The organism is Nocardia sp. NPDC047654 (genome assembly GCF_043205035.1).
Taxonomy (GTDB): domain Bacteria; phylum Actinomycetota; class Actinomycetes; order Mycobacteriales; family Mycobacteriaceae; genus Nocardia.
The window spans coordinates 282,911-298,803 of the sequence record NZ_JBIDDF010000006.1 but is presented as its reverse complement, the minus strand read 5'-3'; the positions used below and the strand labels follow the sequence as shown (position 1 = coordinate 298,803).

Here is a 15,893-nt window from a genome sequence, read left to right as displayed (position 1 = left end):
CCACCCGGCACACCCTCACCCGGCACCGCCTGACCCGGCACACCACCCGGCTGAGCAGGAACACCAGCCTGACCAGGCTGCTGACCCGGCACACCCGACGGACCCGAAACGCTCGGCGAACCAGCCTGACCCGGCTGCCAGGCGCCATTGGATTGACCGGGCGCCGGAGCGCCCGCTTGACCCGGCGGAGGGGGAACGCTCGGTTGCCCCGGTACGGCCGTACCCGGCCGTGACCGCTGCTGATCCGGCCGGCTCGACCACGGCGTCACCGGTCCGGTCTGCTCGTCTTCCGCCGTTTCCGGCTCTTGCGCTGCTACCTCGACCCCGGTGGGCCAAATTTCAGCAGAGGTCATGATCGTCCCCCGGTTGTCGGTGCCATCGGCAGGTGGAGGATGCCCGAGCGGTAGGTTCGAGCAGTGGGTCGCAGACGTTCATCCAACCCATCCTCACAAGTCGCTGTGAACTAATTTGGCAGCCTGGACAATTCGCGCAAGTCAGTGTAGTTGGATTCGGACCGGCTCCCAGGTTCTTCCAGCGCCCCGCTTCCCCTCCTTGGGAAGCCTCGACAATGAAGACGTCGAAAGTAGGTCTCACTCATGGTCGATCGTGGCGTACACCGCTCCGGTAGACGATGGGGAGTTCGATCGAAAGGCGGACTTTGCCGTGGTGAGGCACCAGCCTTGCGAGCCTCTGACCCAGGTGGTGTCGGCCGCAATGGACGCAAGTGAAGACCAGTCGACCGCCGTGCACCGGCGTTCCGCCTAGCACCCGGGAGGTGATCTCATGGGCTTCTTCGGCATTCCATGGTCGAGTGTCGGTAAGTTCGCGCTGACCACCGGCCTCACCGTTGCCGGTGGCGCGCTCGGGTCGGTCGTCCCGGGTGTCGGTACGGCGTTCGGCGTTGCGGCGGGTAGCGCTCTGGCCGGCTTCGCGACCGAGACGCTCTACGACCATTGGGTCGAGGACAAAAGTTGGGGAGAGTCCTTGAGCAATGGTGCCGAAACCGGTGCCTTTGCACTGCTCGGAGGCGGGGCGGGTGGCGCAGCCCGGGCCATGGCGAACGCGGGGGGGCGGAATCTGCTCACGCGTGCGGCATCAGGCGCGTTCAACCCTGGTGTCCGTAATCCGGCCGCGAACATCGGAGCCGCGTGGACCGGGCGCGGCGCGTCGTTGAATGCGGCTCGCGGTTGGTTGACCGGTGCCGGCGTGGGTGCCGGTTTTTCGGGCGTCTCGCATTCGGGAGGGCCGGGCTCGGGTCCGGGACAAGGGCAGTCGTACCCTGCGACGCTGCCGACCAAGCCACTGAATGCATCGACGACGTTTAGCACCAGCTGAGGGGTGGCGCTATGGCCGACATGCACCCGATGCTGATGCCCGATCGAAAGAAGATTCAGGAGGGCAATTACCCCCCTGAATGGGTCTTCTCGGTCTTCACCGATTCCTGCTTCAAGACCTTGTATCAAAACTTCGACGGGATCTGGAAGATTCTCGGCAAAGATTCCAAGGGCGATCCCCCCAAAGCTCCGGAAGTGCCGCAGGTCCCCCCTGCGAACATCGGCAGTTTCACGAACTACGCGGAAGTAGCGGTGCAACTTCAGCGGTCGTACACCGACCTGAACGGCAACGTCACCGAGCTCGTGAACTCGATACGCGAATCCGGAAAATGGTCCGAGGCGGGGCAGAAAGCGACCAACAAGGTAATCGACGAAAAAGTCGTCGCGATGGCCCCTATCGCTCCACCTCAAGGCATCCAGATCGACAGCCATATCTTGACCTGGGTCAGCGCCGCCAATGATTCCCTTGCGAGCGAGATCGATGCCGTCAGGCAGGGGCAGAGCGGTGTGGCCAAGGATATCGATGATCAGACGAAGATGATCAAGGACCTGCAAGATCAGATAAAGAAACTGGAGGCGGCGCAGGCCAACCCGGCGGGCACTCCGCCTCCCGTCGATACGTCGAACTGGCCGACGACCCCCGGCACCCCCGGCACCCCCGACCCGACGATCCCGCCGGCCGTGGACAACAGTGACTTCCCCCCCGGCTTGGACGATCTCGACGACCCGACCAGTCCCAGCACGACGCTGCCCGATCTGGACACCCCCGGTAGCCCCGGCTCGACCGGTCAGACGCCGAGCAGCCTCGACCCCAGCGGGACCACGCCGGGCGTGACGACCCCCACCATGCCGAACGTGCCGCAGACCCCCGCCGCGTCGCCGATGGGCTCCGGCATGGACATGATGAGTTCCATGCTGCCGATGATGATGCAGCAGGCGATGATGCGGAACATGGCCGACCAGGACTTGAACAGCCGTCGCAGGGACCTGGATCCGAGCCGCTACGACGACGAACTCGACGCGGTGGCTCCGCCGCCGGTCGCGCCGCCGGTTACGGCCCAGCCCGCGGTCGCGCAGCCGTCCACGACGGCTCCGGCGACGCAGCACACCGGGACGCCCGCCGGCACAACGTCTTCCACGCAACCCACGGTGGCGCCGGGCCGTACCCCGGGCGCCGACGGCAGCGTGGAATACACCTTTCCCGACGGACGCACACAGAAGGTTTCCGCGATGGTTGCCCAAGCCCTGGACGCGGCGTTCGGCAATCGCAGCGCCACCGACGCCCAGAAGGCGTACGAGAAGACGTCGGCGAAGTGGTCGGACAAGAAGCAGATCGGCGCTCCCGTCGACCCGTTCCAGCTGATGACCGGAGACGTCGCCGTGTGGGAGAAGCGGACTGCGATCCTCGTGGTATTCCCCTCCGACGATGGCGCAGGCACGCTGGAGGCCGTCATCGACGGCGAGCTCAAACCGTGCAACCCGCCGGAGATGACCGATAAAGCAGGAGAATTCGGTAGCTTCACCGGGTTCGTGCATCCGAAGGGCATCGAAATGACCGCGCCGGCGGACGGGGCGGCGCCCCCTTCGACGCCGGGCTCGGCCGATCAGTCCGCGAGCGCGGCAATGCCGGTTGTCGCGGCGGGCTGATCGCGCGAGCATTGCGGCAGCGGCAGATGAGGAAAGGAGGTCGCGATGGCGCTGAAAGTGGATCCGCAGGAACTCGTCGCTGCGGCGTCGAAACTCGCCGCGATGGCGCGCGACACGGGGGCGGCGATCCCGGGCGGATGGGTCGTACCCGCGGGGGCTGACCCGATCTCGGCAGCCGCAGTGCCGCAGCTCAATGCGCAGGCCGCTTCGTTGTTGAACGGAATGGCCGGTGTGCTCACCGATATCCAGCGCACCGCGTACAACATCGGCGCGGCAGCCGTGGATTACACCGAGGCCGACGACCGCGGCGCCCGGACCATCAATGGCAGCGGCGGTGAGATCCTCGCCAATCCGGTCGGCGAAGTACAGGAGATCGGCCAGCGGCGCCCGCCCGCGCTGCGGTTCCCTGTCGCGGGCGGCGCGGTCGACCCGTTGACGTTCGCACAGCAGTTGCACTCGGGTCCCGGGCCCGGTGCGGCAAAGGGATTCGCGGACGCGCTGCGCAAATTCGCCGGGGGCCCCCATCTGGCGGCTATCGAGGGAGTGAACTCGGCGGCGAAGTCGATGCAGCACTGGGAGCCGGTCGGCACCGCGGCGGCGACGGAACTCGGCCAGCGCCGCGGGTGGCTCGACCAGCTCGGCACCGGCCTGGGGATGCTCGCCGATGGAATCGACACCTACAGCGACGCGTTCCGCACCGCGAAGGCCAAACACCCCACGCCGGAGGAGATCATCGCCGCGCGTAAGGAGTTGATCACGGCGATGCGCTCCAAGAACGAACTCGGCATCCAGGCGGCCTTGGCCAAATTCAACGAGCAGAACGCTCGTTCGGCGGAGACGATCACCGGTTACTCCACCGAGGTCGGCTCGAAGGTCGGAGCGAGTGAAGGCGCCAGTGAGAGCGCGGGAAAGGGCGAGGGCAGCGGCGACTCCAGCGCGTTGACCCAGATGCTGCCCGCCCTGATGAGCGCGATGGCTTCGGCCGGAATGCCGCTGAGTCAGCTCGGGCAGTCGGACGCGTCGGACGTCTACGACGACTACGGCCTCGACGAGTACGGCTACGACGATCTCGGCATCCCGAGCGGGCTCGGTACGGGCAGCCCGAGCGGGATGCCCTCGGGCAGCCCCGGCGTCGGCATCCCGGATATCGAGGCGGAAACCGTCGCGGCGAGCGCCCTGCCGGTGGCTGCGGCGGCCACCCTGGGGTCGGGTATGCCGCGCGCATCGGTCATCGAACCCCTCGGTACCTCGTCGGCCGCCAATGCCACTGCCGCGCGCGGCGGTTCGCCGATGATGCCGTACATGCCGATGGCGCCGGGCATGGGCAACTCGGGCAGCAACAACGACCGCAACCGGGTCGTGGCGTGGCATCCCGACCGCCTGATGTATGTCGACGACACGCCGCACACCGAAGCGGTGATCGGCGAACGGCCGACCATCGCCCCGACCGTCACCCCCCCGACGCCCACACCGAGCAACCAGAACCCTTCCCAACCCGGAGGTAACGCATGAGTGAGCACAGCGAGGTGGAGTCGTGAGTTCCATCCACCCGGACGTGCAGGCGGCTTTGGACGCCGCCCGCGATCTCCGGCACCGGATCGCCGAGATGCGGGAGAAGATCGACAACATCCGGGCCCGCAGGCCGTCGCCGAGCGGCGCGGTCATCCCGGAGGTCGACGCGATGGGCAAGTTGACCGATCTCTACCTCGCTCCGGGGACCGCTGCGCGCCTCACCGGCCCGGAACTGGTAGCCGAGATCATGGCCGCCATCCGGGAGAGTACCGCCGATGCGGCGCGGCAGTACCAAAGCGTCATGGAGACGCCCGTCGAGGGAACCGAGCCGGTCGCCACCGCTCCGGGGCAGTCCGGATGACCGAGCCCGCACCGGACGTCACCGTCGCGGACACCGTCCGGTGGTTGCACGACGAGGGGCTGGTCCGGCTGGCCGGGGTGGCGGAGGGCATCTCGGAGACGATCGTCGCCTACACGATCGACGTCGCCACCGGAACCGTCTCCGCGCATCCCGCCACCGGCGGCGGTGTCGGCGCGGACGTGGTGTCGTTGGCCGCCGACGACCTGCCGTACCCGGTCGGCACTGCCCGGCGTCTGGTGATCGCCGGTGTCACGACCACGGACGCGGTACTGGTGGTCGACTTGGCGGCGACCCTGACGATCGCGATCAACGCCGATCACCCGGAGCAGACGGCCCGGTCCTGGGTGCTGCAACTGCTGTTGAATCCTGAGGTCACGATCACCACCAACAGCGCCGACGTCGCCATCGGCAGCAGCGCCCGGTTGCGGCAGAGTTTCATTCCGGGGGGCGGCGCGACCCTGGTCAACGTCGACGACACCCGCCCGCCGGTGACGGCGGTGACGTTGAACCCGGCTACCGAAGGTCCCGACCATCTGGACGTGGCCCCGGACGGCACGGGGGAGCTGTATCTCGGTGCCCGGTTCTGGCAGTTGCGCCAGATCATGCGTATCGAGGACGCCGCCTGGTCCGCGCTGGCGGCGCGCCTGGAATCGGTCACCGACGATTCCGACTACCTGACCGATTCCCGCCCCGGCGAACGATTCTCGGAGACCAGCCGATGACCGACATGCACCCGATCCAGGTGGACGACTACGACTTCGATGACGACGACCAGTCGGAGGCCGCGGCACCGGACTGGCGGAACATGACCTACGAGGTGTTCAACCCCGACCACACCGTCGGCGTCGGATGCGACCGGGACGGAGAGATCATCGGGCTGTACATCACCGATGACGCCCGCGACAACGGCGACGAGTGGTTGGCGTCCCAAATCGTGAAGCTCGCGCGGCTGGCGCACGCGAAATCGCGCGTGGGGTTGCGGGCCGAGATGGAGTTCAAGGGGACCCGTTCCTACACGATCGACTCGTTCGATCTTCCGACCGAGGCGTCGTATCGCGCCATGGAGGAATCCGAGTTCCGACGCGACACCTGAGTTGCCGACCGCCGCAACGGCGAGACAGGACAAGCGACATGACCGACGCATTCGATACCGACGACCCGCACGAGGTGGTCGCCGCCGCGCACAAGTTCCGGACCGCGATCGCCACGATCGGCGGCCAGGTCGGGCAGATCAGTGATGGTTTCGTCGCGCCACGGCGACCGGAATCGGAGATCGACCGGCGACTGGTGGCGCACACGCAGTGGATCAAGACGACGTTCGAGCGCGCGGTGCGGGCCAACGGCCGCCGCGTGGACGCGACGACACAGGTCACCGCCCAGGTGTCCTACACCCACGCCGACGCCGATCACGCCGGTGCCGCCGTGGTGCGTCGCCGCACCGAATCCGTCTGACTCGCTGATGGAACCGGAGCGCGACAGTCCGTACTGGGACGCGATCGTCGGCGACAACTGGCCGGCGATCTCACCGGGGGACTGGAGCGCGCTGGAACGTCTCGCGCGAGACGGCGCGGGGGCGTTGGACTTGCTCGACGCCGAGAGCAAACGCCGCGGCTTCGACGAACATGCCCGTTCCAGTGCCGGTCTGCAACCGATCAAGGACGACATGCTGCGCCAGCGGATGAACCCGCAGGCGTTCGCCGACGCGCTCGAGGCCGCGGCGGACACCTTCCGGGATTTTTCCGACCTGGTGTATCGGACCCGCAACAAGATCTTGGACATCGTCGAGGAGACCACCTCGCGGATCAACGCGACGAGACGCGCGGCCGCGGCGGAAGAGGACGAATCCGATGCACAGGCCCTCCGTAATCGGATCCCCGGCATGATCGCCGCCGCCAGGGACGACGTGGAGGATGTCGTTCGCGCGGCACTCGGTTCGATCAGCCCGCAGGGCCTGCCCAGTTTGGGCTTGATCGCCGACGCGCTGGGGCAGCCGGGGCCTTGGGAACCCGGCCACCGCAGTGCGGACGACCACAGCGGGGACGTCCATCACCAGCACCGGCCCGCGAAGGACCACTCCGGCAATCCACGCCACGACGGCTCGCCGCGGACGAATCGGCCGAAAGACGATTTCCCGGTCGCGACGCTCCCGCACGATGTCGACGACCGACCGGTGACCACCGATCCGTTCGGCCCCCTGCTGCCCGGTGACCCGCTCGGGGAGCGACCCGATCCCATTGCCACCGAGGACAGCTCCGGTCCGCCGTCGACCGGACCGGCGCCGGATCAGTACATCCCCGGCGGACCGACGACTGTCCCGGTGAACACCGCGCCGGGCGGTGGCCTGGAGGACGGGCACGGTCTGCCCGCCGCGGGCGTTCCGCCGCGCGGGCAGGTCACCGGCATCGAGCACACGGCACCGGGACGGGATGCCCCGGTGGAGATCGATGCTCAGGATTCGGCCGGTCCGGATGCGCGGGAGTCCCATCGGAGCGATCCCGATGTCCCGGCCGAGGCGGCCGAGTCCGCGACCCCCGACCGCTCCGGCACCGTTTCGGCGGCGGAATCGCACGACACGGAAGCGCCGGAGCAGTTCGCCGGTTCCTCCGCGTCCGCGGCCGACCCCGGTACGTCGGTGCCACCACCGCTGATCCTTCCGCCACCGGTCGCGGCCCCTGCTTCCACCGCACCTTTCGCACCTTTCGCACCGGCTGCCTCGGCCGCTCCCGCTGGACCGGCGGTGTCCGCTCCGGCGGCCCAGGCCGGCTCTGTCCCCCCGCCGCAAGTTCAGGCGAAGCAGACGGCTCCTCCGCCCAGCGAATCGCGTGGGCCGGGCGCCACCCCCAAGATCACGGCGGCGAGCGCGGGACCGCCACCGGGTGCGGGCGGCGCCGCCAAAGCGCAGCCACCGGAACGGACCGAGCAGCGCACCGACGCGGGTAAGGACGGCGCGGGTAAGGACGGCGCGGACGACAGCGACGAGTCGATGCGCACTGTGGTCGGTGCGGCCATGACGTCGGCGGCCGCCCCGGCATTCGTCCTCGGCGAGCGAGTGGACGGCGATCTGGTGCTGGCCCGCACGCTGTTGAGCGGAGTGCTGGCGGCGGGCGGTGATGCCGTCCTCGGGCTCGGCTGGGCGGTTTCGGTGATGCGCCATCCCAGCGGCATCAGCGCGTTCGTTACCTCGAACGAGGGCCGCGGCTGGATACCGGCCGGGCTGTACCTGCCGCGTGAGCTATCCACCCCGTGGGTGTGGGAGGTGGCCGAGGACGCGTGGGAGGGCGTCGCCGATCCCGCACGCGTGCTGGCGGAGTTCGGGATCGCCTGGGGCCGCAGGTCCGGCGCCCGGCTGACCGCGATCGCCTCCTCGGCGGACGTCGATGCCGAGCTGCGACGGCAGCTGGGTGACGTGCCGATCGAGGGCGAAGTGGTCGCCTCGTCGGCGATGGATTTCAGCGCACCGAAGCCGAGTCTGGCCGACCGGCTCGAATTGGTCGGGGCCGCGGCGCTGGTGCGGCGGGCGGCGGCCACACCGGAGTCGGAGCTCGGAGTGCGATGCTGGGAGTTGGCCTCGGACGCGCACGCTCGCGTCCACAAGGCCGGTCTCGGCTCGCCTGCCGCGCTGGGCGCGCCCGCGGCACGCGAGCGGATCCTCGGCGCACTGCGGCAGCGCCGCGAGGTCTCGCAGGAATTGTGGGAGGAGCTTCGGGATGCCGACGACCTGCTCACGGCGACAATGCTTTCGCACCGCGCCGATGTGTCCAGAGTCGCGCTGGGTGAGCTGCGCGCCGACCAGGCCGGCGGCAGGCACGCATCGGAGATGAGCGCGCTGCGCGCCATGGTCTTCGAGCGGCGGTGCGACGAACTCGTGCTGCTGCTCGCCGAGGCGGCGACTCGGCAGACTCTTCGCGACGCGGTATACGCGCACGCGCAGATCGTGAGTCACCCGGGTTTCGTCGCACCGGCTCCCGCCCCCGCCGCGCCCGCTCGGCGACCGACCATCACGGCGGGGCCGGGCCGCTGAGCGGAAGCCGAATGCCCGCGTCGAGTAACGCGTCGCCGCATACCGACCCTGGAGCGACCGCGCACCGGGCAACCGTCTCGCACTCCCCATCTCTGGGAAGAATCGACAATAGGGGGACGTGTGGTGGGAAAGGATTTGATCGAGCATGCCGAACAGCATGGAAATCGACCCTGCCGTTTTGCGTCAGCTGGCCGACCAGCACGACCGGGTCGCGCACGACACCAGGGAATGGGCCAAACCGCCCACGGAATGGCTCGCGAACTTCCTGCCCACCTACGGCAAGATCGCCTATCCGGTCTACGAAGCGCTGGAACGGTACTACGACGCCCGGCAGCGGGCGGGTGAGGCGCTGGCCAGCGAACACGATCGCACCGCTGACTCGCTGCGCGCGTCCGCGAACGCCTACGAACAATCCGACGAGGATTTCGCGAGTCACATCCGGCAGGCAGGCGGCCTGACCGACACACCGTCCCCGACGGCGCCCCCCGGAACCTCGACCGATCCGTTCGGTTCGGACCGTCCGATCACGCCGCCCGGGTCCGCGCCCGGTGATGGCCCCGTGACAGCCGATCCCGGTTCGGCCCGGCCGGTGTCCACCGATCCCGCTGCGGCGGGCCCCGGCACCGCCGAGGACAACCCGCTCGCGACTTCGCCGGGCGGACCCAACGGGGCAGCATCGCCGACGGGTACGGGTGTGCAGCCCGGCGCGACCGCCGCTTCGGCAGATCCGGGGAGCACCAATGGCGCGGGCACGCCGAACGCGACCGGAACGTCGACACCCGGCGGGCCGTCGAGCACCGGCGTGACCGCGCCGGCGACGGCGGGCGTGCCGCCGGCGGGAGTCGGCCCGCTCAACGCGACCCCGGACGATCGAGCCGCCGCGCAGCCGCCCAGCGGCGCGACGGGCCGAACGGACATGCCGCCCATGCCGGTGCCGGTCGCGAGCCCGTTCGCCGCCGCCGTCGCCTCGGCGAAGGACAAAGAGGCCGAACCCGCGTACGTGGTCGGCGGCCAGGTGAACGACGACCTGGTGCTGGCCAAGACGCTGCTCGGCAGCGTTCTCGCCGCCGTTGACTCGCCGGTGGGCATGGCTTGGGCTGTCGCGGTGATGCGGGGTCCCGGGGGAACGGGCGTCTTCATCACGTCGAACGAAGGCCGCGGCTGGTTGCCCGCCGGGTTGTTCCTGCCCCGCGAGGTCTCCACTCCGTGGAACTGGGAGGAGTTGCTCGCCGCCGACGACGGCGCGGGATCGCCATGGGAGGGCGTCACCGACCCGGCCCGAGTGCTGGCCGAATTCGGCCTCGCCTGGGGCGCGAAGGCGAACGCGAATCTGTCGGCCCTCGTCTCGTCCGGGCCGATCGATCCGGGCTTGCGCTCACGATTCGGAGAAGCGGCGATGGAGGGGCTCGTCAGCCCGTCCTACGACGTCGACCTGCGCGAGTTCACCCCGGATACGGCCGACCGTCTCGGCTTGACCGGTTCGATCGCGGGCCTGGAACACGTCTCGTCGGTACCGGACACCCAGGTGCGGTCGCGCTGCGTGGAACTGGCCGTGGATGCCCACGGGCAGGTCGGCCGGTCCGGATCGGTACCCGCCGAAGCCGCCGCGTCGCGCCGAGTCCGGGAACGGATCCTGGCCGACCTGCAAGCCGGAAGGCCGGTGTCGCGCGAGCTGTGGGACGAACTGCGCGACGCCGACGACCTGCTGTCGGCGTCGATGCTCGGGCAGCGGGTCGACGTGGGCCGGGTGGAGATCGGGCAGCTGCGAATGGACGCCGGGGTATCGCCGTTGCGCGGCATGGTCTTCGAGCGGCGCTGCAACGAACTGGTGCTGCTGCTGGCGAACGAGCCGAGCAGGCAGACGCTGCGCGACGCCGTCTATGCCCATGAACAGATCACGCTGCACCCGCAGTTCGTCTCGACCCCGGCGCCCGTCTCCACCGCCGTGCAGCCCGAGCGCGTCGCCCGGCCCGCCTCGGTTCCGTCGGTCACCGCGCCGGAAGTCGCCGGAGGGCCGCCGCCTACCGTCGTGGCCGCGCCCTCGACGCCACCGCCGCCTTCGGAGCAATCGTGAAAAACGTTCCGCGGTAAGGGACCGGCGCTGTCCGGGTCGCGGCAGGCCCGTCTGCCGCGACCCGGGCAGCGCTTTTTCTCAATTCGACGACGAACTATTCCGACTCCGGGGCACGCTCGACGAGGCGATGCGAAGGCATGACCGGTTACGGCAGGAGCCCCGGCAGGTCGCGGACAGTCACCGACCGAGACGGGCAGCGGTTGTCGCGCATCGAGTGATCGACTTCGATGATGGCGCTGCAGCGCCTTCCCGGGCCGCTCCTACCGGCCCGGTGCCGCGCTGCGGCGGCCGGCGGATCAGTGTGATCGACAGAAACTGCACCGGGGGGCTCTCAGTAATTCATCGAGCCGCACCGCTTCCCGGACCCGTTCCGGCCGGTGCCCGGCTCCATCCATGCGACGTGCGCGGATCGGTACGACGCCGGTAGCGCGCCGGCCGCCTCCCTTGGCACCGAATCGGCGAAAGGCGCAGTGGGTTGCCGACCGGAAAGGCGCTGGATCGGGCTATGTCTCGATGACGGGACTCGCTTCGGCTTCCTGCTCGTCGACGACAGCCGCATCCTGTGTGGGCTCCCCGCCGGGCCGGTCGGACGCGGCGCGGTCCCTGGTCAGCCGAACCGGTATCACGGGGGGTGCCGTGGTCACCGTCGGAGTGGCGTTCGGATCTTCGGCCGGTGCGGTATTCGCCGCCGGGGCGGCGGTGACGCCGCCGGGCTCCGCGGTGGCCGGTTGTGCGGCGGGCGGTTGCGCGTTCGAATCCGCCGGGGGCGGCGCTGCGGCAGCGGGCGCGGCCTGATTGCCGGGCGGCGGTGCCTGGCCCGGCTGTCCCGGAGCGCCCTTGTGCTCGTTCTCCTCGGCCTTCTTCGCCTTGTCCTCGTCGGCTTTCTGCATCATCTCGGGTATCTGCGAGATCAGCGGCATCGCCGCCATCGGCAGCATCGCGAGCATCGGCAGCAGCGACGACAGTCCTCCGTCACCACCCCCGCCACTACCGCTGCTGCCGGCGGACGTGCCCCCTCCGCCGTTCTGGCCACCGCCGTTCGAGTTGCCCTTTCCTTTGCCGTTGGCCATGTCCTCGTTGAGGTCGGCGATCGCGGTCACCTTGTCGTAGACCGCCTCTACGGCGGCGGCGACCGCCTTGAGCAAGGGAAGCTCTTGAGCGGGCTTGAGTTTGGCGCTGCCCGCGGCCTTCAGTTTCGTATTCAGTTCGGTCACGATGGTTTTGATGGACCGCAGGGCCTGCACCTGTTCGGCCGCGACCGTGACCGAGGTCTTGACCACCTGATCGTCCATCTGCAGCAATTTCAGCTGCCTGGCCTCGACCTTGTCGACGGTCTTGCGGTATTCGTCGTCCGCCTCGCCTTTGCCGAGGGTTTCGTAGATCGCGGGCTTGAGCAGGTCGTCGACTTTCGGCGGGGGAGTGGTCATGCCACGGCCGAGCAGGTCCACGGCGGTCTGAATGGCGGTGTCGGCCAATGCGATGAAGGCGCGCAGCCCTTCCGACGCCCCGGCCGGGCAGTGCAAATCGACCAGCCAGAAGTGCTTGGCCTCGGAGGCGTAGCTCCCCAGGGGGGCGGATGCCGACACCGCCGCCTTTTTGGCTTCGGTATTCGTCGCCGTCGTCACCATGCCGCCGCCACCGCCTCTCAGAAGTCCCCCCATTGTCTCCGCTTCCCGATTCTGGGAAGTGGTTCATAGTTCGATTACCCACCCAGGAATGGGAATACGGCCGGATCGGTCCGGGCGACACAATAACGAGAAGAGTGTGAGAGGCGGTCGGTGATGAGCGATGGCGAGTCGGTCGAATGGCGCAGGCACTGACGAACGACCTGGACGGAGTGCTCCGATCGCTGCTCGCGCTGTACGGCGACGGCCAACCCGCCGGCCAGGCGGCGAGCGCGACCCAAGCGCTCGCCGCCGATTTGCGGGTCGCGTCCGGGGCGGTGGCCGTACGGTACGGCGAGGCGCAGGGCATGCAGCTGTCGATCGCGGAATCGCATGCGGGCAAGGACAGCATCGTCGGCAAGACCGTCGGTGAGTCCGGTGACGGAACGGTCAACGGCCGCGGCCGCCTGACCAATCACATCGCGGATTTCCAGAGCCGGATGCAGGCGATCGCCGCGGTGGGCGATACCCGCTTCAGCGGTCCCGCGCTGCTCGATGCCGCGCAGTCCACCATTTCCAACGCCACCAAGCAGGTCGACGCCGATGTCGCCGCGGCGCGGCAACAGGCCGCGCAGATCATGCCGCCCGCGACGCCGGCGACCCGGCAGGCCAGGCACGGCGGTGCGCCGCGCAGGCGGCGACGGACGCGCTCGAGGTCCAGGTCCGCTTCCCGGCTGCGCCGCAACAACACGGTCCGCTCCGACGGGACGAAGGGCAGCAACGCGGTGCTGGCCGCCAGCGACTGGCTCGGTACGCCCTACGTCTGGGGCGGGGGCGGCGCGGGCGGACCCAGCGGCGGCGGGTTCGACTGCTCGGGGCTGACGCAGTACGCCATCGCCCAGGCCAGTCACGGCGAAGTGGTGCTGCCCCGAACGACGTACGAGCAGATCTACAGCGGCGTCCGCGTGCACCCCGAGGATGTGCGTCCAGGTGACCTGGTGTTCCCCGCCGGATCATTCAGCACGCGCGGGCCCGAGCACGTGCAGCTGGCCGCCGGCAACGGCATGGTCATCGAGGCGCCCTACACCGGCTCGACGGTGAAGTGGTCGCGTATGCCGAGCGAAGCCGTCGTCGTGCGCGTGCTGTGAGCCGATGATCGGGGAGGAGAGCGCAGCGTGGCTATAGACATTCCCAGCGAGGTCGCGCTCTTCCTCAACATCTGCGGCGTCCCGTACCCGGACATCAACGAGGACGACGTACGCGCCCTCGCCGGGCATGTGCGCACCTTCGCCGAGCAGGTGCAGGGCACGCACGACTCGGCGACCGGCGTGATAGACCAGATGGGGGCGTTCTACTCGGGGGAGTCCTACCAGCAGCTCGTCGCCACGTGGGCGACCATGAGTTCGACCCACATGCGGCAACTCGAGAGTGCGTGCAAGCTCGTCGGGCAGGCACTCGAGGTGGCGGCGACGGTGATCACCGCGGTGAAGGTGGCCGTCCTGGCCGAACTCGCCGCCCTGGCCGCGGCCTACGCCTCGATCATGATCACACCGCCGCTCGCTCCCTCCGCGCCGCTGGTCGCCGCCGCGGCGCGCCGGCTGTGCGAGGAGATGGCGCAGTACCTGATCGGCTACATCGTCGCCGAAGTCATCGGCAAGGCGATCGAACCGCTCGAACAGGCCATCGATGACATGGTCAAGGGGATCGTCTACGACGCCACCCGCGACGCGCTGGACATCCCGTCGTCGGGCAAACCCACGCCGTTGCGCATCGACCCGGACGCGGTGCAGCATTTCGCGAAAGTGCTCGACGATCACGCCGACGACATCATGCGGCACGCGGCGACGTTCGCGGAGAATGTCGCGACACTCGACTTCACGACATCGACGCCATTCGACGACGCGGTGCCTCCCGCCCCGACGGCCGGCGGCTCTCCCCCCGGACCCGTACCGACTCCGGAGCAATTGATTCGCCGGCACGGCGAACAGCCCGAGGCACGCTTCGGCCCCGCCGCTGCGGCAGGGCCGACGGTCCTCGCCGGACACGGGATCGGTGATGCGCGCGTCCCTGCCGCCATGCGCGACGCCGCGAACCCCGCAGCGGCCGGGGAACGAGCGGCCGATCGAAACGGAGACGGGGGCGGCGCGGGTGCGCCGGACCGGACCGGCGACCGGTCGGCCGCACCCGCTGGGACCCAACCTCGTGATCCGGCATCGGATCCCGCGAAGATGTCGCCGGCCGCCGGCGTCGCGCCGAACGACGCGAACCCGAACGCGGACCGGTCGGCAGAAGGCGCGAGCCCCCATGCCATATCCGCGCGGGACGGCGCGGGCGCCGCGCGGGCGGCCGCCCTCGACGTGGCGCCCGAGGTTCCGGTACCGGGAGCGTTCGATTCCGAGGTTCGCCCAGCCGGCTCCGAGTCGGGCCTCGCCGCAGCCGTCGGCGACTTGCCCTCGGTCGACACGCGCGCCCCCGGCAGTCCCGAGATGGGAGGTCCGCTGACCGGCGCGGCGGCCACTCCATGGGGACGTGCGGGGCAACCGCCGGTCGCGTCGGATCCTGCTCCGAAGCCGGCACATCCCGCGAAGGTTCCGCCGAAAGTACGTCGGCCCGCGGCCACTCCGTGGGCGAAGAAACGCCGGACGCGGGAGGCTCCCGCCGTGGTGCACGCGCCGTCCACGAGGCCGCCGCTGCGTTCGGTGCCGGAAAAGGGTTCCGAAGGAAACGGCGCGGTGAGCGCCGGTGTCGCCGACGCGCCCCCGGCGCCCGCGCGGGTAACGGCTCCGGCCTCCGATCGCGTCGACCCGCCCCCTCCCTGACCGAAAACGCCCGTGACGCAAGAAAACCCATTCCCAGATGCGGGAATGGGTTGCTGAGTCCGACGGTTGGCAGTGGTAGACGTAGACCATCGAGGCTGCGGCTCTGGCGTCCAACCCCACAACGGCCGGTGGCCTGCCGGTGCCACCGGCCGTTGCTTTTGGGTTCAGATCGTCGGGATGAGGGACCGGCGATCTGTGTTCAGACAGTACCCTCTTCTGTCGGAACGTTCAATAGCGTGCACCTAAATAGCGGCAAGAATTTTGCGGAAACGCTGTGACCTGCTGCGCGGCGGCTGGTGGACCGGATCGCGGCTGGCCAGCCGCCGCCGAAGGGGTCGTCTGCAGGCGGATGATTGCCGACCCCGAGGTAAACATACCGTTAACTGACGGCACGTTCAAAATTGGCATGTGGTGGCCGTGGCGAGCGGCGCCACCACGCTTCCCATCATTGGGAAGTTGCCGAGTCCGGAGCGTGACCGCCGGAATCTATCGTTCGAGCAGGCTAGATCGGCGGAAGGGAA

At 69.2% G+C, this 15,893-nt stretch carries 12 protein-coding genes; 11 read left to right on the top strand and 1 reads right to left on the bottom strand.

Going from position 1 to position 15,893, the window contains the following annotated elements; translation table 11 throughout:
* Nucleotides 1–783: 783 nt before the first annotated feature.
* The 9 genes from ACGF7Y_RS19785 to ACGF7Y_RS19745 all read left to right on the top strand — a co-directional run bounded on the left by ACGF7Y_RS19785 (nucleotide 784) and on the right by ACGF7Y_RS19745 (nucleotide 10,949).
* Nucleotides 784–1,335, top strand: a complete 552-nt coding sequence (locus tag ACGF7Y_RS19785) for a hypothetical protein (RefSeq protein WP_393235737.1) — start codon at nucleotides 784–786, stop codon at nucleotides 1,333–1,335.
* An 11-nt stretch (nucleotides 1,336–1,346) separates the two neighbouring features.
* The gene (locus ACGF7Y_RS19780) at nucleotides 1,347–2,981 is read left to right on the top strand and encodes a hypothetical protein (RefSeq protein ID WP_393235735.1); all 1,635 of its coding nucleotides are present in this window, start codon (nucleotides 1,347–1,349) and stop codon (nucleotides 2,979–2,981) included.
* A gap of 45 nt (nucleotides 2,982–3,026) precedes the next feature.
* Entirely contained in the window at nucleotides 3,027–4,493 is a 1,467-nt protein-coding gene (locus ACGF7Y_RS19775) for a PPE domain-containing protein (protein WP_393235733.1), read from the top strand.
* A gap of 22 nt (nucleotides 4,494–4,515) precedes the next feature.
* Complete coding sequence (locus ACGF7Y_RS19770) at nucleotides 4,516–4,854, top strand: YbaB/EbfC family nucleoid-associated protein (protein ID WP_393235732.1); 339 nt, start codon at nucleotides 4,516–4,518, stop codon at nucleotides 4,852–4,854.
* Nucleotides 4,851–5,576 carry a hypothetical protein gene (locus ACGF7Y_RS19765; protein WP_393235730.1) on the top strand — a complete coding sequence of 242 codons (726 nt, stop codon included), beginning with the start codon at nucleotides 4,851–4,853 and terminating at the stop codon, nucleotides 5,574–5,576. Before ACGF7Y_RS19770 ends, ACGF7Y_RS19765 begins: the two co-directional genes overlap by 4 nt.
* Entirely contained in the window at nucleotides 5,573–5,947 is a 375-nt protein-coding gene (locus ACGF7Y_RS19760) for a hypothetical protein (RefSeq protein WP_393235728.1), read from the top strand. Before ACGF7Y_RS19765 ends, ACGF7Y_RS19760 begins: the two co-directional genes overlap by 4 nt.
* 38 nt (nucleotides 5,948–5,985) lie before the next feature.
* Nucleotides 5,986–6,306, top strand: coding sequence for a hypothetical protein (locus ACGF7Y_RS19755; protein WP_393235726.1), 321 nt, complete (start codon nucleotides 5,986–5,988; stop codon nucleotides 6,304–6,306).
* A gap of 7 nt (nucleotides 6,307–6,313) precedes the next feature.
* Nucleotides 6,314–8,875, top strand: coding sequence for a hypothetical protein (locus ACGF7Y_RS19750; RefSeq protein ID WP_393235724.1), 2,562 nt, complete (start codon nucleotides 6,314–6,316; stop codon nucleotides 8,873–8,875).
* Between the two features lie 145 nt (nucleotides 8,876–9,020).
* Nucleotides 9,021–10,949, top strand: coding sequence for a type VII secretion target (locus tag ACGF7Y_RS19745; RefSeq protein ID WP_393235722.1), 1,929 nt, complete (start codon nucleotides 9,021–9,023; stop codon nucleotides 10,947–10,949).
* A 503-nt stretch (nucleotides 10,950–11,452) separates the two neighbouring features.
* Here ACGF7Y_RS19745 and ACGF7Y_RS19740 read toward each other — a convergent pair.
* Complete coding sequence (locus tag ACGF7Y_RS19740; RefSeq protein ID WP_393235720.1) at nucleotides 11,453–12,577, bottom strand: hypothetical protein; 1,125 nt, start codon at nucleotides 12,575–12,577, stop codon at nucleotides 11,453–11,455.
* Nucleotides 12,578–12,753: 176 nt separating this feature from the next.
* On the opposite strand from ACGF7Y_RS19740, the gene ACGF7Y_RS19735 reads away from it, so the two are divergent.
* Both ACGF7Y_RS19735 and ACGF7Y_RS19730 read left to right on the top strand, forming a co-directional pair.
* On the top strand, nucleotides 12,754–13,701 hold the full coding sequence (locus tag ACGF7Y_RS19735) for a C40 family peptidase (protein ID WP_357117008.1): 948 nt from the start codon (nucleotides 12,754–12,756) through the stop codon (nucleotides 13,699–13,701).
* Nucleotides 13,702–13,728: 27 nt separating this feature from the next.
* Nucleotides 13,729–15,372 carry a hypothetical protein gene (locus tag ACGF7Y_RS19730; protein WP_393235718.1) on the top strand — a complete coding sequence of 548 codons (1,644 nt, stop codon included), beginning with the start codon at nucleotides 13,729–13,731 and terminating at the stop codon, nucleotides 15,370–15,372.
* Nucleotides 15,373–15,893: the final 521 nt, after the last annotated feature.